Below are 17,496 nucleotides of genomic sequence, written 5' to 3'. Positions count from 1 at the left end.
AAATAAATACTTTTCGCGGTATAATAGATATAATTATAAATATACTGCATAAAGGAGTGCCATTGTGACTCAATCACGCTATGAACAACTCGCTCAAAATCCCCAAACAACATCTTATCTGACCCAGGCAACCTTGCGAGATATCTTATTACCCCTTATTTTGGGTACTGAAAATGACGCTATTAGCTATTGGGCCGGGAAGCAACTCGCTTTGCAATTTCCATTAGCATCACGTGAGGATCTCAGTCGATTCTTTGTACAAATGAATTTCGGCGACCTTCGACTTAAGAAACAAAAGAAAGAACAATTCTTTTTCGAATTAACTGGACCAGTTGTCGTTGCACGGATTGCCGATTTTGAGACACCCGATTTCCAATTAGAAGCTGGTTTTATCGCCCAAAGTATGGAACAACAACTCCAACATGTGACCGAAGCCAAAGCAACAATCGAAAATAAGAAAACCGTAACGATTTTTGTACAAACCGATTCAAACGCCCCAATTGAAAGCGAACCAATGGCAGCAATTCATTTAACCACTGATTTAGCACAAGTCGCCATAGTCCCAAATCAGCCGGCTACAAATCCGAAAAATGACCAATCAGCAGTCCCTTTTGACCGATCTGAGCCAGTTCAAGAACCCCCATTTGTACCAGAAGCAGATGAACCCAAAATACCATTACCCCCAGAAACAACAACCCACAACACACGGACCCGCGTGACCGACTTACCCAGTCGTCGCGAAATGCACCGCAAACATAAATAGCCCCACAAAAGCCAATGGCATTGCGTCTACAATCTAAAATATAATAAAAAAGCCCCGCACTTTAAGAGTCAGAGTTATAAATCTTAAAGTGCGGGACTTTTTCGGGTGGTTCAACATAAACATTACTCTAGCGCAGTTAAGCTGGCGATTAACAGATTTCGCTAGTAATCCAGACGGCACATTTGCATCAAAAATATATTTCGACGGTCGCCGCAAAAAAAACATTACCTGAACTGCGTCCCATTAGGAGCGCTATCAGATAATGCCATCATAGCATTGTCCCATTCTTCACTAAAATCAAAAACTTTTTTGTCTGGAGAAGCGCCCATTCAATGCTGTAAATTACTGACTTCATGAGAGCCTTTTATTGGGCTCAAATTATCGTTACAGTTCCAATAATAGCCAGTATTACCATGATTAATCCGTGTATTGCGCTAAAATTGTTTCCAGTTGCGCCTTATCATGGAAGCCAGTGATTTTTTCAACCACTTGACCATCTTTTTTAACAACTAATGTGGGAATCGCCATAATGCCAAAATTGGCTGGCGTTTCTGGATTGGCATCGACATCCATTTTACTGAATTTAACCTTGGTATTGGTTTCGGCCAATGATTCAATCACTGGTGACTGCATCCGACAAGGACCACACCAAGTCGCCCAAAAGTCCGTTAGAACAACCCCACTTTCAGTCGCTGCTTCATAATTTTTATCCGTTAATACTTCTACCATTATTGTTCGTCCCCCATTCAATTGCACAAAAGCAATTATTATTTCCTAAATACTACGCCTTTATCAAAAGAATAACAACTTTTCTGTCTTATTAGTTGAACATTAATAACGCACTCGCCAGGCCAATGTGATTCTTATTTAAAGGTCACAATCGTGGCCCCATTACCACCTGCGTTGGCTGGTGCGTATTCATATTTCTTAACTTGGCGATTGCCCTTTAAGTACTCTTGGACCCCTTGACGAATAGCACCCGTGCCTTTTCCGTGAACAATGGTGACTTGTTGATAGTTAGCCAACAAGGCCGCATCAACATATTGATCGACTTCCGTCATAGCTTCTTCATAACGTTTCCCGCGTAAGTCTAATTGAGCTTTGACATGGCGAGTACCGCCACTATTAACAGTCGTCACATGGCGTTGTGGCCGACTATCTTCAGCAACCTTTTGTTTTTCTAAGTCCTCGTTGGCAATCTTCATTTTAATAATACCCATTTGGACTTCCCAATTTTTCGCATCGATTTGTCGGACTAGTACCCCGCGCTGACCATAAGAAGTTACCAAAACATCGTCGCCTACTTTTAGAGTTTGTCGCCGCTTTGCGCGTTGAAGCACTTTATTTTTCTTCAAAGCAGTTGGCTGACGTAATTGTCCTAACTCAGATTTAGCATCGATTAACTGATTTTCCTTAATTTGAGCGCCCTGATTGAGCTGCATCTCACGAAGCTTGGTAATCACTTTATCAGCTTTTTCTTCGGCTTTTTCGACAATCGTATTCGCTTTTTCTTTGGCTTTAGTCATTTCAGTTTCGCGATCTTCAAAGAATTGTTGATAAGCGGTGGATAACTGTTGATGCAAATCAGTGGCTTCAGCCAATTCATGGCGCAGGGCCTGGTATTCAGTTTCAGCAGCCTTCCGTTGATTTTCGAGATCGGTAATCATATTATTCAAGTCTTGGCTTTCATCATTCATTAATTGCTTGGCTTGTTGTACGATTGTGGCCGGTAACCCGAGCCGCGTTGATATATCAAATGCATTACTGCGCCCTGGTACACCAATTAATAAGCGATAGGTCGGCTGTAACGTTGCCACATCGAATTCCATGCTAGCATTGATCGTTTGTGGCCGATTGTAACCGTAAATCTTCAATTCAGGGTAATGGGTCGATGCGACCACGTCGGCCCCCACTACCCCAATTTGATCTAAGATGGCAATCGCCAAAGCAGCCCCTTCTTGCGGATCGGTACCCGCGCCCAATTCATCAAGTAACACCAAGCTCTGATCGTCAATCTGTTGGAGAATCTGAATAATATTTTCCATATGTGCTGAGAACGTACTTAAATTTTGTTCAATTGATTGCTCGTCACCAATATCCGCAAAAATATCCGAGAAGACGCCGACTTGACTCGCTTCACGCGCGGTAATGAATAATCCGGATTGAGCCATCACTTGCACTAATCCCAATGTTTTCAACGTAATTGTTTTCCCACCGGTATTCGGACCGGTGACCACGATGGCTTGATAATCAGCCCCAATAGCAATATCGTTAGCGACTACTTTTTGAGCATCAATTAAAGGATGCCGCGCTTGTTTCAAGTCGACATGGTTTTCTAAGTTAATCAGCGGTTCGGTTGCCTTCAATTCTTTGGCAAGTTGCGCCTTGGCGTTGACAAAGTCGAGTTGACCTAAGACTTCTGCATTGGCCAAAATGTTGTGCCGTTCCGGCATAATGGCTTCTGAAAGTTCAGCCAAAACACGTTCTATTTCTTGTTGTTCTTCAATTTGTAATTGGCGCAGGCGGTTATTCAACTCCATTATAGCTTGTGGTTCCATGAATAGAGTCTGGCCACTGGCACTTTGATCATGCACAACTCCTCCGAATTGACCACGATAGGCTTGCTTGACCGGAATCACGTAACGGTCATTACGAATCGTGACAATTGGATCACTCAAATACTTAGCTTTTGCCCCATGTGTGTAACTAGCCATCCGCGTTCTAATTTGGCCCTCCAACTGCTTTAACCCCGTCCGTAACCCGCGTAATTTCGTTGAAGCTGTATCTAAAACAACACCATCATCAGCAACGGAACTACGAATTTTTTCTGTCAATTGCGGTAACGTTACTAATTGAGCAATTAGCTCCGGCAAGGCTTTCAAAGCTAGTTCATCTTTTGCTAAATCGTCAAAAAAACGAACCACTACTGAAGTAGCACGCAAAACGCGTCCTACCTCGGCCAGTTCAACGCCGTTTAACGTCGCCCCAATTTCAACTCGTTTAAGATGCGGACGGACGTTACTCAATTGTGGTAGGGGAATGCCCCCTTTTAACCGTTCAATCTCTACTCCGTCCTTTGTTTGATCCAAGTGAGCTTGAATCAATTGGGCGTCGTTGGCTGGTACTAATTGTGCAATTTTTTCTTGACCAAACGCCGTAATGGCATGGCCTTGCAACATTTGTATAATTTTATCGTATTCGAGTGTTTCTAGTATTTTATGATTCATATGCGTTAACTCCTTCTAAAAAAAGGGGCGACTTCCGTCAACCCCCAACTGTACAATCCATTTTAACCGGCAATCCACCAACTAGTTACTTGCGAGGTTAGCACTGGTGTGTGTAAGACAATGACCCGCGCAACTGTTGAATCGCGTAACGTTTTTTGTAAGCCATCCAGTGGTACCAATGCCATAACATATAGCAGTAAGAAAATCCCAATATAGACAACCAAAAAGTTCAAGAAACCACCAATCGTTTTATTGAACCGCTTCAAACCAGGCATATAAGTCAATGAGTTCAGTAAAAGTCCGCTGAAACGAACTAATAAACTCCCGATGAACATCACGAGGACAAAAGCGACTCCGATATAGAATGCATCGTCTAATGATAACCCAATACTCTTTTGAAAGAATGCAAAGTAGCTATCCTCAATTGCCGATGGGTACGGCACAATAAGACTTAACTTAGGTCCCAATGAGTGACTCATCGCTTGGGCAATCCAAAAGACAATAAAGTACCCAATTGTATAGACTGCTTGCATGATAAATCCACGTCTGGTCCCTATATAAATGGCATATAATAAAATTAAAATAATAATTAGACTTAGCATAAATTCCCCTTAGCCCCTTAGTGACATGTTTTTTAAATACCGATTTTTTAGCAGATTACTTTGTTTAAACTGGCGTTAAAAAGCCTTGATGACGCCATAGCAAGCACAGTTAAGCCACAGATGATTCACTGGCTGACGATCCCCGCCGATTATTTATTTGCTAGTTCAACTGAACTATTTTATCATGAAACAAGGGAAAGTAGCAATTTTACCATAAATCTCTTCATTTAGTCTTCATTAAGGAGCCAATATTATGCAAGCAGTTATCCAAGTTTCACCCGTACAACTCGCTAACCTCCAAAATCATTATGCCACTAACCGCCAGTTACCACCGGGGGCCGTTTTCGCCCATCAAGCTAATGGTTTGAATATTACCGGTTATCGTTCTGGCAAAGTCCTTTTTCAAGGTCAAAATGCAGAAAAAGTGGCTGCCAAATGGGGGCCTGTCACTCCAAAACGACCAAAAGCAAAGCCACAAGCGACCAAAGGTGATCTTTTACCAACTAATTTTGCGCAGTGGTCCGTTTTAGGCTCAGATGAAGTGGGTAACGGAAGCTATTTCGGCCCGTTAACCATCGCCGCCGTCTATGTTAGCCATGCCAATCTCGACTTCGTCAATCAATTAGGCGTCGCTGATTCAAAAACACTAACCGATGCGCAAATTGACCGAATGGCCCAAAAGATGATGGCCAAACTACCCTACCACATTGTCAACATTATGCCGCCAAAATATAACACTGTGCATGCCACGATGAATATCGAAAAAATGAAAGCCATCAGTCATAATTTTGCACTTCTTAAAGTTTTACAAAAAATCCAACCCACAAGCCCCGACGGCATTTTAATTGACCAGTTCGAGCCCCGTGGTGTCTATTATAACTATCTCAAAAATGAACCGGTCGTCCTCCGTGATCATGTCTATTTTGCAACTAAAGCAGAACATTGTCATTTGGCGGTGGCCGCTGCTTCAATCATCGCCCGGCATCAAGCTAATTTATCCATGCTAGAACTCTCCAAAAAGGCCGGCCGCCAAATTCCGCTTGGTAATCATCAAGCAGTCAACCAAATCGCTGCCGACTTGCTGGCTCAAGGTGGCATGGATTATCTGGGTCAATTTGCTAAATTACATTTTATTAATACCCAAAAAGCACAACAGTTATTATAGGATAGCTTCTCACTTCACGCAAAAAAAGGGACCTAACCGCAATCAATTAAAATTGCGGTTAGGTCCCTTTTTTTGAAATCACTTGTACAGTCCTTACTCGAATGCTATTTTAGATTATCATCGGCTAAAAATGTGTTTAACACTTCTTCAACCATTTCCCATTCTTCGTCATCTTCGATTGGGAATAGGTCACCTTTGCTCGCATTACCAGCATCATCTGATGTAAACGAGAAGGCTTGAATATCAACTTCTTCATCTTCTTCGGCACTGGTTGGATACAATAAAACGTACGATTTACCGTAATCTTCTGAATCGAATGTAAAGAGCACTTGGTATAATTCCTCGTTGCCCTGATCATCGATTAATGTAATTTGTTGTTCTTCATCTTGGTGGATGTTCTTGTTCTCTTCAGTCATTCATCAAAACTCCTTAATTGTTTTATTTATTAGCCTTGTGTTAAGCGACCATGCGCATCCAAGTAGTTCTGCAAAATCATCACCGCAGCGAGTTTATCAATCACTTGCTTACGTTTCTTACGTGACGTATCTGCTTGTTCCACTAGCATGCGTTCAGCCTGAACCGTTGTTAGGCGTTCATCGATATAATCAACTGGAATCTCTGGAAAAAGTTCACTCAGCATTGCCCCATATTCTTGTGCCTTAAGCGCCCGCGGTCCAATTGAATTATTCATATTCTTCGGTAGTCCTAATACAAAACCCGTCACTTGGTATTTATCAACCAGTTCTTGCACGCGCTCTAGCCCAAATTCCGCCACATCTTCATTGATACGAATAATCTCAACGCCTTGCGCTGTCCAACCCAATAGATCACTGACTGCAATGCCCACCGTTCGTGAACCAACGTCAAATCCCATTAAACGCATTATTTTGTCGTTTCCTTATCCAAATAATTTTTAACTAATTCTTCGATAATCTCATCGCGTTCATGTTTACGAATCAAATTACGAGCATCATTATAGCGTGGAATGTATGCTGGATCACCGGACAACAGATAACCAACAATCTGATTAATAGGATTGTAGCCCTTTTCCTCTAATGTCTGATAGACCGTCGTTAATGTTTCATGAACATTTTTAGGACTATTTTTACCAAAATCAAAATGGACTGTTTTATCTAGATTCATCTCTCAACACCTCAACTTTTCGCTACTTATACAATCATATTCTACTCGAAAATAGGATAAAGTACAACTCTCCCATCTCTTAATCGAATCTGGATGAAAGATAACGATATCCTATTTCATAAAATTGATTACTAAAAAATGAGACCCATCTCAATTTACATTGATCCGAATCTCATTTCTAGCATCCTACTTAAATACTGGCTAACGCCGTTTTCGCTGCGGCTAAAGCTGCGTCAACCCCGGCAGGATTCTTACCGCCGGCTTGTGCCATATCAGGCCGACCACCGCCACCACCACCGACTAGGGGCGCGATTTGTTTGATTAAGTCGCCAGCTTTGACACCTGCTTGAATGGCCGCTGGGGCAACTGCCACAATTAGACTAACTTTTTCACCTGCCACGGTGGCAAGCACGAGGACATCTGAAATTTGTTTTTGCTGCCATTGATCCGCTAATTGACGCAGTTCGTTCATGCCAGCCACTTGTGCATTGGCAGCAACTAAGCGCCATTGTCCAACCGTTTCAACATTTTCAAAAACATTCCCAGCTTGTTGTTGTGCAAATTGGGCCTTTAATCGTTCATTTTCTTTCTGGGCTGCTTTTAAATCAGCTTGTATTTGTTGCAACTTCTTCGGTAAATCTTTGGTTTGAGCAACTTTTAATTCACTACCTAGTTCATCTAGCAAGATTTGTTTGTCATTCAAATACTTGAAGGCTGCCTTGGAGGTCACTGCTTCAATTCGGCGTGTGCCCGCACCAATCCCTGATTCACTGGTAATTTTGAAGAGGCCCAAATCAGCCGTATTACTAGCGTGAGTCCCACCACAAAGTTCCATTGAGTAATCACCAATTTTAACCACACGCACAGTCTGCCCATATTTCTCGGTAAAAAGTGCAATGGCGCCCATTGCTTTGGCCGTTTCAATATCAGTTTCGACAGTTTCGACTGGCAGAGCTGCCCAGATTTTCTCATTCACTATTTTTTCAATCGTCGCCAATTGATTGTCCGTCACTTGACCGAGGTTCGTAAAATCAAATCGTAAATAGTCTGGTTCCACCAACGATCCAGCTTGATGCGTATGTTCACCTAAGACATCCCGTAAGGCTTGATCCAATAAATGAGTTGCTGTATGGTTTTTAACTACGCCAGCTCTGAAAACCGGGTCAACGGATAATACATAATGCACATCCTTGATCATTTCTTCGATAACAGTCACCGTATGAAGTGGTTGTCCGTTTGGTGCGTATTGGACATCGGTCACTTTAGCAACCACTTGCCCAGAAAGATTCTTAATCACTCCTTGGTCTGCGACTTGACCACCCATTTCAGCATAGAACGGTGTCTGCTCAAAAATTAGTTGCGCTGTGCCACTGTTAATCGTTGACTGTTGTGCATTATCTTGCAAAATTACCCTTAATTTACTTTCAGTTTCAAGGGTGGTGTAACCAGTAAAGGTACTTTCGACCTTGATGTCCATCAACAGCTCATTTTGCATTCCCATAGACTGTTCATCACTCCGTGCATTGCGCGCCCGCGATTTTTGTTGCGCCATAGCTCTTTCAAACCCAGCTTGATCAACCGTCAAACCTTCATCGGCAGCATACTCGGTCGTCAATTCAATTGGGAAACCATACGTATCGAATAATTTGAAGGCATCGGCCCCAATGATTTCAGTTTGTCCGCTTGCTTTGACATGATCAATCGCTTGATTCAATAAATGTAAACCATCGTTTAAAGTTTCCCGGAAACGGTCTTCTTCAGAACGGATTACCTTAGCTATAAATTCTTCTTGAGCCAATACATCTGGGTAATAGCTTTGCATAATTTCACCCACGATTGGGACTAACTGATACATGAAGGCTTCGTTAATGCCTAATTTTTTTCCATTTAAGATTGCCCGCCGAATTAATCGACGTAACACATAGCCGCGGCCTTCATTAGCTGGCATTGCGCCATCTCCAATCGCAAAAGTCACTGCACGTGCGTGATCCGCAATAATCTTAAATGCAATATCATCAGCCGCATTAGCGCCATATTGTTTATTCTGACTTAAGGCGGCTGTAGCATTAATTAGTGGCATAAATAAATCCGTTTCAAAGTTCGTTGGGGCAGCTTGAATGATTGCAACCAATCGTTCGAGCCCCATCCCCGTATCAATGTTCTTATGTGGTTGTTCTACGTATTCGCCATTTGGTAAATGATTGAATTCTGAGAATACGATATTCCAGACTTCAAGGTAGCGTTCATTTTCACCACCTGGATAATTTTCAGGGTCATCTTCAGCAACATTATTGAAGCTTTGCCCGCGATCATAAAAAATTTCTGAATCAGGGCCACAGGGACCTTCGCCGATATCCCAAAAGTTATCTTCCACTTCAATGATATGTGTTTCTGGCAAACCAACTTTTTCATGCCAAATCCGATGAGCTTCTTGATCTTTGGGATATACAGTGACATATAATTTTTCAGGATCAAAAGCCAACCACTGATTACTGGTTAAGAATTCCCAAGCCCATGGAATCGCATCTTCTTTGAAATAATCACCGACGGAGAAGTTTCCTAACATTTCGAAAAACGTATGATGCCGCGCAGTTTTACCAACATTCTCAATATCATTGGTCCGGATGCTCTTTTGCGCATTGGTAATTCGTGGATTGCTCGGCACCACGCGGCCATCAAAATACTTCTTTAAGGTCGCTACGCCGGAATTAATCCATAACAATGTTGGATCATCTTTAGGCACAAGCGAAGCACTGGGTTCAATCGCATGGCCCTTTTCTTTAAAGAAATCTAGGAACATTTGGCGCACTTGCGCACTCGTTAATTTTTTCATCGTATTTACTCCTTCAAAAAAATAAAACACCGCTGCAATGCCAAGGACGCAAAAGCGCGGTACCACCTTGATTGCAACGATGTTAGTCGTTAACCTCTTTATGAGTTTATTCAATTATCTGGAGGTTGGGGAGCACCACGCTGTCTTATATGACCCTCTCTCAGTCTAGAAAGGTCTTCCTGTGAACGTCAAACACCGGGTATATCCCAACCTTCTCAAAGTATAAAAAAAATTTGCTAGATTGTCAACTAGTCCAATGTAACAGTAATTACCGACCGATAAACGCGGTGTTCGACCGCATTCCCCAATGCGGTCGGCACTCCAGATTTATCAGCCGCGGCTTCGATGGCCAACGTTCAAGGCGATACCGAACAACATCGGCTTTGGTGACCCAGACCATTTCCTGCCCTCTGGGTAACGCATGTTGGGCCTGAGCAAACCACCCGCTAGGCGATAAATAACTTACGCCAGCTTGACCCAGGAATAAAGATAAATTTTTGCCCATTCAACCGGGCACTGTAAGTCTGAAACATCTGCCAGTTCTAACCAATGTCGTAATTATAAGTCATTTTCATACACTACAGCCACTCGATTAACCATTAACTAACTATTTTGTTTCTTATTTTGGCGTTTACGTTCACGCATTTCAACGCGTTGTTCAACACGGCGTTTCTTTTGCGCATCTTGTTTAATTGCCGCTTTAATCTTTTTCTTATAGCCCGGTTTCCGTTTTAGCTTAGCTTTTTTAACCATGCCTTTCATCCCAACATCTAATTCACGAGTAGTTGCCACTCGCTTTTTACGTCGGTTCCGGTCATATGAGGTCACTAATTCACCATCTTTAAACGTCTTCGGGGTAAACTTAATACCCATTGCTTCAATCTGAGCCACAGCTGCTTCATCATCTGGTCCATAAAGGGTAATCGCAGTCCCTGCTAAGCCGTTCCGGCCAGTCCGGCCAACCCGATGAATAAAGAATTCTAAATCTTCGCGTGGAATTTCGGCATTAATCACCATGCTAATCCCTTCAATATCAATTCCGCGAGCCGCTAAGTCAGTCGCCACAACGTATTGATAATCCAAATTATGGATTTCTTTCATAATCCGTTTCCGTTGACGTGGTGGAATATCGCCATGGATCTTAGCGACTTTCAAGCCTTGCGCCTGTAAGTAACGATGAATGTCATCTACCTTGCTCTTAGTATTAGCAAATATCAACACCATGAAAGGATGCCCCATAGTTAACAACGAATAAATTGTTTGATTAAGGGCTTTACCTTTGGTTGGAACTAACCAATTATCGATGGTGGGGCTAATCACCGTTTCGTTTTTAACTTCTTCAATTACAGGATTGTGCATGTATTTTTGTAAAAAGGGCTGTAACTTATCTGGAATCGTGGCCGAAAAGACCATCATTTGTAAATCTTCAGGTAAACGACTAGCAATTTCATCGACTGGCTTCAAAAAGCCCATATCAAGCGTCATATCCGCTTCATCAATTACTAAATACTGTGCCGTATAGATTTTGAGCGCTTTGCTCTTGATTAAATCTAAAATTCGTCCCGGTGTTCCAATCACGATTTGCGGCTGATGTTGTGCGAGTTTTTCAATTTGTCGTTGCTTGTCAGTTCCACCAACGTAGCGCCCAATGCGTAGCTTCGCATCCATATGTTGCGTGATTAATTCATCCGCCGTATAAATTTGGTAAGCTAATTCTCGGCTAGGCGCTGTAATCACAATTTGGACGGCATCTTTTTCCGGCACTAATTTATTTAAAAGCGGTAATAAGAACGCATGGGTTTTCCCGCTACCAGTCTGTGATTGGCCAATCACACTTTTACCAGCATTAATGGCTGGAATTACCCGCCGTTGAACCGCCGTTGGTTTTGTAAAGTGCATGTCGTCTAAAGCCGCGATGATCTCTGGTTTTAGATTAAATTGTGTAAATTGATTATCCATAAAGTCCTGCTTTCTATTATTTGAATCCGTAAAAAAGGATCAGTTGCTATTGTGTGTATTGGACCGCAAGGGCTGACAATTCAGCGACAATGGTGTCAATTTCAGCTTGATTGGCTGCTCTAGCACCACTGGCCAACGGATGACCCCCGCCATCATGCCGTTTCGCTAATTCATTAATCACCGGTCCTTTGGAACGAAAATGCACGCGGTAAGTGCCATCTGCTTGTTGTACGAAGATGACCCACGTCAACACCCCTTTCAGCCGCCCTGGTGTCCCAACGATCGAGTGGACTTGTTGTGCTTCAACGTGCAGCTGTTCTTGTGTCGCTTGGTCAACAACCAAGTAGGCAACCTGATGCACATTGACTTGAAGGTGGTCAAATAAGTAACCTTGTAATTTTGCTTGTTCCAACGTAATTTCATTCATCTTTTGATTAAGCTGATCATGATGAATATCAAATGTCATCATTTGGGCCGCACAGGTCATAGTGTGCGGACTAGTTGAATTAAACATGAACCGCCCAGTATCCCCCACAATGCCAGCATATAAAACGCGGGCCGCCGCTTGATTGAATTGCAAGCGACCTTCACTGTTATTAACGATGTCGATGATCACTTCTGATGTACTTGAAGCATCTGGCAATACCCAGTTCAAATCGCCGTATGGATCATCATTGGGATGATGGTCAATTTTAATTAACTCAGCACCTAGCTGGTAATCTGCACCACTAATTCGTGGCGAATTAGCCGTATCGGTAACAATCACCAAAGCGCCTTGATAGGCTGCTGTATCAATTGCTTGGGCATTTGCAAGCCAATCTAAATTGCCGGTATCGCTACCAACTTGATAGATTGTCTTGTCTGGATAACTATTACGGAGTACTTCTGCCAAGCCTACCTGAGATCCAATTGCATCTGGATCAGGATTAACATGGCGATGAATAATGATGGTTTGATAAGTTTCAATTTTCGTGATAATTTGTTCTGGAATAGTCATTGGTTAACCTCTTTCTAAGAGCTGTCCGGTGACGATGGCTTTGGCCACAATCACGTGATTGGCATAAACATCGACATCAATTTTAGCTGATCGCCGCCCAATTTCAAGTAGTCGTGGTAAAATCTGAATCTGCGTATCAATTTGAATCAGACGTAAATAATGTAGATTGATTTGTTCAATCATCGAATATCGCTGATGCTGTGTCTGTAGCATTTGTTGACAAGCAGCCGCCACTGCTTCAGTTAATACTCCGAATGAAATCGTCCCCAAATTATTCGTCATCTGAGGTGTCACTTGATAGTCATAAGCAATGGGATAAAAATCGGGGGCGGTTGAACTTAAGCGTAGCGGTTCAACAATCTGATCATAGAAAGTCTCCGCCACTTGAGGCTGGTGTTGGACCGTCTGCATGTTGCTCATCACGTCTTGCCGGGTAATAATTCCTTCTAGTTTTAGATTGTCGGCGACCACTGGCATCACTTCTAAACTATTCCAGGTCATTGAATGTCCAACACTGGCCACACTCATGTATTTTTTAACACTGGTCGGGTCTTTCGTCATGACTTTCTCAAGGCTCATTGTTGCCGGCTTATCAAGAATATCTTTGACTGTAACAATTCCGACTAGTCGTAAGTGATCATTCACCACTGGAAAACGTGATTGTTTCGCGCTCGTACTGAGTTGCCTGTAATCTGCCACCGTCTGGTTGGCATGTAAAATCCGAATCTCAGCAAGTGGCTGATAGATATCAGCCACTGTAACAATTTCTTTTTTTATTAATTGATCCGTCAAGGCCCGATTGATTAAAGCCGCCACGGAATACGTATCATAGGCTGTCTGTAAAATCGGTAAGGCCAAGTCATTGGCCAGGGCAATCACATCCGCCGAAGTCCCGAAACCACCGGTGATTAAAACGGCAGCCCCATTTTCAAGGGCTAATCGTTGGACATCTGTCCGATCACCGACAATCATTAATGACTTGGGCGTAATGTAACGGGTAATGGCATCAATTTGCATCGCACCAATCACAAATTTATCCAATAGTTTATCTAACCCAGCGCGACCACCGAGCACTTCACCGTCAATCACTTGTACGATTTCTTCGAAAGTAAGATTTTCAATCTTTCCTTTTAATTTCTGCTCAATACGGATGGTCCCGACCCGTTCAATGGTGCTGACTAAGCCGTTATTTTCGGCCGCTTTAATGGCGCGATAAGCCGTCCCTTCACTTACTGCAAGTGTTTTGGCAATTGAGCGCACCGAAATTTTCTCACCGATCGGTAAATTTTCAATGTACATTAAAATTTGATCATGTTTCGTTGCCACTCACTGCCACCACCTTTTCCAAAGTTGTATAGTCATTAACAGTATATCGGTTTTAACCCACAAAAACAAAAAAATCTCAACTATTCACGCTCCCAATCATATAATGGCAACGTGATGTTTTCGAATGTTTGCGGTGCCAAGTTAGTTACCGTAATTCCTAACAAGCGTATGCCGGCTTCTGCATGCCCAATTGTCGTCCAAATTTCCCAGGCGATTGCTTCAATTTCAGCCGCTTTGCCAACGTATTCACTGAATGTTTTACGCTTGGTAATTGTTTCAAATTGCCGATTACGCACTTTTAAGACGACGGTTAACCCATGTTTTTGATTTTTACGTAAGCGCCGTTCTAACTCAATGGCCAGCTTTTTCAATTCAGTTTGCACTTGTTCTTCACTAATCAACGGTTGCCCATAGGTGTTTTCATTCCCAATTGATTTGCGCTCGCGTTGATAGGCGACCGGGCGATTATCAATCCCACGCACATGGCGATATAAGCCGTAGCCTAATTTACCAAAGTTTTGAATCAGCATCATTTCTGATTGAGCCAGTAAATCCGCACCAGTTAAAATCCCCAATTCTTGCATCCGCGGTGCGGTTTTCTTACCAACACCACGGAACTTTTCGATGGGCAGGCGACTCAAAAAAGCAATTGCTTGTTCTGGTAAAACCAATGTCCGACCCGCTGGCTTACGATAATCCGATGCCATCTTAGCTAAAAATTTATTATATGAAATCCCAGCAGAACTTACGAGCTGGGTTTCTTTGAGAATCGCTTTTTGCAAGTAGGCGACTACATCAATGGTATGTGTCAGGCCCAGCTTATTTTTCGTCACATCAAGATACGCTTCGTCAAAAGCAATCGGTTCAATCTTATCGGTAACCGCGTGAAAAATCGTGTGAATCTGTTCTGAAACGGACTGATAAAGTGGAAAATTGGGCGCCTTAAAAACGGCTTGGTGATTAGGAATCAACTCGGCTGCCTTTTGCGCGCTCATTGCCGAGTGCACTCCATATTGTCGTGCGACATAATTGGCAGTTGTCACGACCCCTTTACCACCAGTATCACTAGGATTACGGGCAATTACGAGGGGCTTTTGCCGCAATTCAGGTTGTTCACGTTCTTCGATGGATGCATAAAAAGCATCCATATCAATATGAATAATCTTACGACTCGTATCATTTTCCATTGGAATCTTAAACAACTCGGCCATTTTCCCCCGCCTTTCAATAAGAAAAGCCTGGTACGAATCACTCATACACAGACTTAACTAACTTATTAATTTAATTATCTTGCGTCGGATCAAAAATCCACTGGGCTCCAGTAGTTGTCAATAGATCTGTCGCTTCTTGGGGACCCATTGAACCAATCGAATAACTTGGTAGTGGCGCTGAATCTGCATCCCAGACTTGACGAATCGCATCGACAAATTGCCACGATGCTGCTAATTCATGCCAGTGGGTAAAGTTCGTGCCATCTCCATTAAGTGCTTCTAAAATTAAGCGTTCATAAGCCTCTGGACTATCCGCTAACATCTGTTGATCGTATTGGTAAGTTAATTGATCCGGTTGCAAGGCAAATCCTTGTCCAACTTTTTTTCCATTAATCGTTAATGAAAAGCCTTGTTCCGGCTCAACGAAAATCGTTAACACATCAGGGGCCATTGCTGAACGATCAGCCTTATCATCTGCGAAAATATTCACGCCAGTCTTCTTGAAGACGATGTTAATTTGGGTTTCTTTACGGGCCAATCGTTTGCCCGTCCGGACGTAAAATGGGACGCCACACCAGCGTTCGTTATCAATCATGACTTTGCCAGCAATAAACGTTTCCGTTTGTGAGTCCGGCGCAACATTCGTTTCTTGGCGGTAACCTGGTTTATTTTCACCATCTACCGTCGTTTCGGCATATTGCGCACGCACAAAGTTTTGCTTGATTTCCGCTGGTGAGTAAGGTTGAATGCTTCTGAAGAGACGCGTTTTTTCACGTTGTACATCTTCAGCCGAGAAGTTAACTGGAACTTCCATCGCAAGCATGCCAATGATCTGCATGATATGGTTTTGAAACATATCGCGTAAAGCGCCGGATGTCTCATAATATCCAGCCCGTTCTTCAACCCCAACTGATTCTGCTAACGTAATCTGCACGTTATCAATGAAATGATTATTCCAAACGCCGCTTAATAAGCCATTTCCAAAACGTAAAGCCACAATGTTTTGAATCATTTCTTTCCCCAGGTAGTGGTCAATCCGGTAAATCTGATTTTCTTCAAAGGTTTGTGTCAATTCTTGGTTAAGCGCCCTAGCGCTGTCATAATCGCGCCCAAATGGTTTTTCAATAATCAAACGGTTAAAGCCATCCGCTGTCAGGAGTGCTTCTGATCCGAGGTGACTTGCAATTGTGCCGAAAAAGCGTGGCGACATTGCCATGTAATAAATCCGATTTTGGTGTAAATCGTATTGTGTATCCAAGCGATTGGCCAACGCCTTGAGCGTTTCATAATGTTTGGCATCTGTCACATCATGTGATTGGTAATAGAAATGGCCTACAAAAGCTTCTTTGGTCGCTTGATCTTCATCAAAGTTGTCCAAAGCCGCCATGATGATTTCATGATAGTAATCGTCCGTCCATGGTCGCCGTGCCGTACCAATCACAGCAAAATGTTCCTTTAAATAACCTTTTCGATATAAATTAAATAATGCGGGGTATAGCTTTCGCTGGGCCAAATCCCCAGAACCCCCAAAAATAATAAAGAGCGCTGCTAAATCTGTATGCATCCTTCACACCACTTTCATATAAATTAATTTTGTGGCGTCACAAAGATATGTTGTGCCGCTTTGAGGCCAATTTGGATTTCCGTTTGACTGGTGTGATTAAAAACCGTCAATGGACTTTCAAAGAGACCAACTTTTTGTAATGTCACACTGTCACCAACTGATAAACCGATCTCCAGTGTATATTTTAATAAATCATTATCATCCAATACCCGATCGATCAACGCCGTTTCCCCCACTTGTAACGATTCAAGAGCAATGTGACTTTGTTGTTCAAATTCACCTTTGGCATTGGGGATTATGCCACCATGTGGACATCGCGTCGGGTGTCCGAGAAAGTCAGCTAACCGTTCGGCTAAATCATGGTTGGTCACATGTTCTAATTGTTCTGCTTCTGGGTGGACGGTATTAAATTGATAATGTAACTTATCGACTAAAAAAACTTCCCACAACCGATGATTACGCACTAATAGGGCTGCTTCGCGGGCGCCTTCGCTTGTCAGTTGAATTCCTTGGTAAGGTGTGTGATTGACATAATTTTCTTTCACTAACTTATTGACCATTTCCGTGACTGATGCCGCCGAAACGTTCAATCCCGCTAGTATTTCCTTATTGGTAACTTTCTTTGCATCGCCACCAAGTTCAAAAATAATTTTTAAATAGTCTTCTTTGTTGGGTGTCATTGCCATCCCGGTCCTTAATCAAGTTT

At 42.7% G+C, this 17,496-nt stretch carries 15 protein-coding genes; 2 read left to right on the top strand and 13 right to left on the bottom strand.

What is annotated here, in order from left to right:
- The first annotated feature begins 64 nt into the window (after positions 1-64).
- Positions 65-763: a YslB family protein gene (locus tag FC90_RS01140; RefSeq protein ID WP_057907470.1), complete on the top strand. Its 699-nt coding sequence runs from the start codon at positions 65-67 to the stop codon at positions 761-763.
- Positions 764-1,180: 417 nt separating this feature from the next.
- Here the strand turns inward: FC90_RS01140 and trxA are convergent, their stop codons facing one another.
- From trxA to FC90_RS01125, 3 genes are all read right to left on the bottom strand, one after another.
- Positions 1,181-1,492: a thioredoxin gene (trxA, locus tag FC90_RS01135; RefSeq protein WP_057907469.1), complete on the bottom strand. Its 312-nt coding sequence runs from the start codon at positions 1,490-1,492 to the stop codon at positions 1,181-1,183.
- A gap of 134 nt (positions 1,493-1,626) precedes the next feature.
- Positions 1,627-3,990, bottom strand: coding sequence for an endonuclease MutS2 (locus FC90_RS01130; RefSeq protein WP_057907468.1), 2,364 nt, complete (start codon positions 3,988-3,990; stop codon positions 1,627-1,629).
- A gap of 62 nt (positions 3,991-4,052) precedes the next feature.
- Positions 4,053-4,592 (bottom strand): CvpA family protein, encoded by a 540-nt coding sequence (locus FC90_RS01125; RefSeq protein ID WP_057907467.1) that lies wholly within the window; start codon positions 4,590-4,592, stop codon positions 4,053-4,055.
- 253 nt (positions 4,593-4,845) lie between these two features.
- Here FC90_RS01125 and rnhC point away from each other — a divergent pair, with 253 nt between their 5' ends.
- Positions 4,846-5,757 carry a ribonuclease HIII gene (gene rnhC / locus FC90_RS01120; RefSeq protein ID WP_057907466.1) on the top strand — a complete coding sequence of 304 codons (912 nt, stop codon included), beginning with the start codon at positions 4,846-4,848 and terminating at the stop codon, positions 5,755-5,757.
- A gap of 104 nt (positions 5,758-5,861) precedes the next feature.
- Here the strand turns inward: rnhC and FC90_RS01115 are convergent, their stop codons facing one another.
- From FC90_RS01115 to FC90_RS01070, 10 genes are all read right to left on the bottom strand, one after another.
- A complete protein-coding gene (locus tag FC90_RS01115; RefSeq protein ID WP_057907465.1) occupies positions 5,862-6,173 on the bottom strand; it encodes a DUF1292 domain-containing protein in 312 nt (103 codons plus the stop codon).
- 29 nt (positions 6,174-6,202) lie between these two features.
- On the bottom strand, positions 6,203-6,640 hold the full coding sequence (ruvX, locus tag FC90_RS01110) for a Holliday junction resolvase RuvX (protein WP_057907464.1): 438 nt from the start codon (positions 6,638-6,640) through the stop codon (positions 6,203-6,205).
- On the bottom strand, positions 6,640-6,900 hold the full coding sequence (locus FC90_RS01105; protein WP_039099245.1) for an IreB family regulatory phosphoprotein: 261 nt from the start codon (positions 6,898-6,900) through the stop codon (positions 6,640-6,642). Before FC90_RS01105 ends, ruvX begins: the two co-directional genes overlap by 1 nt.
- 190 nt (positions 6,901-7,090) lie before the next feature.
- A complete protein-coding gene (alaS, locus tag FC90_RS01100) occupies positions 7,091-9,733 on the bottom strand; it encodes an alanine--tRNA ligase (RefSeq protein WP_057907463.1) in 2,643 nt (880 codons plus the stop codon).
- Between the two features lie 603 nt (positions 9,734-10,336).
- Entirely contained in the window at positions 10,337-11,692 is a 1,356-nt protein-coding gene (locus FC90_RS01095) for a DEAD/DEAH box helicase (RefSeq protein ID WP_057907462.1), read from the bottom strand.
- Positions 11,693-11,738: 46 nt separating this feature from the next.
- Positions 11,739-12,689 (bottom strand): DHH family phosphoesterase, encoded by a 951-nt coding sequence (locus tag FC90_RS01090; protein ID WP_057907461.1) that lies wholly within the window; start codon positions 12,687-12,689, stop codon positions 11,739-11,741.
- Positions 12,690-12,692: 3 nt separating this feature from the next.
- Entirely contained in the window at positions 12,693-14,015 is a 1,323-nt protein-coding gene (locus FC90_RS01085) for a DRTGG domain-containing protein (protein WP_057907460.1), read from the bottom strand.
- A gap of 80 nt (positions 14,016-14,095) precedes the next feature.
- On the bottom strand, positions 14,096-15,226 hold the full coding sequence (dinB, locus tag FC90_RS01080; protein WP_057907459.1) for a DNA polymerase IV: 1,131 nt from the start codon (positions 15,224-15,226) through the stop codon (positions 14,096-14,098).
- Positions 15,227-15,296: 70 nt separating this feature from the next.
- Positions 15,297-16,790, bottom strand: a complete 1,494-nt coding sequence (zwf, locus tag FC90_RS01075) for a glucose-6-phosphate dehydrogenase (protein WP_057907458.1) — start codon at positions 16,788-16,790, stop codon at positions 15,297-15,299.
- Positions 16,791-16,813: 23 nt separating this feature from the next.
- Entirely contained in the window at positions 16,814-17,470 is a 657-nt protein-coding gene (locus FC90_RS01070) for a metal-dependent transcriptional regulator (protein ID WP_057907457.1), read from the bottom strand.
- Between the last annotated feature and the right edge of the window lie 26 nt (positions 17,471-17,496).

This window comes from Latilactobacillus graminis DSM 20719 (assembly GCF_001436415.1).
In the GTDB taxonomy this organism is placed as follows: domain Bacteria; phylum Bacillota; class Bacilli; order Lactobacillales; family Lactobacillaceae; genus Latilactobacillus; species Latilactobacillus graminis.
Note: the sequence above shows the minus strand (reverse complement) of the source record. Positions and strands in the feature narration are given on the sequence as shown.

Coding starts and splice junctions, on each gene's coding strand:
- trxA (WP_057907469.1), bottom strand. CDS start 1,492: ATGGTAGAAGTATTAACGGATAAAAATTATGAAGCAGCGACTGAAAGT.
- FC90_RS01130 (WP_057907468.1), bottom strand. CDS start 3,990: ATGAATCATAAAATACTAGAAACACTCGAATACGATAAAATTATACAA.
- FC90_RS01125 (WP_057907467.1), bottom strand. CDS start 4,592: ATGCTAAGTCTAATTATTATTTTAATTTTATTATATGCCATTTATATA.
- rnhC (WP_057907466.1), top strand. CDS start 4,846: ATGCAAGCAGTTATCCAAGTTTCACCCGTACAACTCGCTAACCTCCAA.
- FC90_RS01115 (WP_057907465.1), bottom strand. CDS start 6,173: ATGACTGAAGAGAACAAGAACATCCACCAAGATGAAGAACAACAAATT.
- ruvX (WP_057907464.1), bottom strand. CDS start 6,640: ATGCGTTTAATGGGATTTGACGTTGGTTCACGAACGGTGGGCATTGCA.
- FC90_RS01105 (WP_039099245.1), bottom strand. CDS start 6,900: ATGAATCTAGATAAAACAGTCCATTTTGATTTTGGTAAAAATAGTCCT.
- alaS (WP_057907463.1), bottom strand. CDS start 9,733: ATGAAAAAATTAACGAGTGCGCAAGTGCGCCAAATGTTCCTAGATTTC.
- FC90_RS01095 (WP_057907462.1), bottom strand. CDS start 11,692: ATGGATAATCAATTTACACAATTTAATCTAAAACCAGAGATCATCGCG.
- FC90_RS01090 (WP_057907461.1), bottom strand. CDS start 12,689: ATGACTATTCCAGAACAAATTATCACGAAAATTGAAACTTATCAAACC.
- dinB (WP_057907459.1), bottom strand. CDS start 15,226: ATGGCCGAGTTGTTTAAGATTCCAATGGAAAATGATACGAGTCGTAAG.
- zwf (WP_057907458.1), bottom strand. CDS start 16,790: ATGCATACAGATTTAGCAGCGCTCTTTATTATTTTTGGGGGTTCTGGG.
- FC90_RS01070 (WP_057907457.1), bottom strand. CDS start 17,470: ATGACACCCAACAAAGAAGACTATTTAAAAATTATTTTTGAACTTGGT.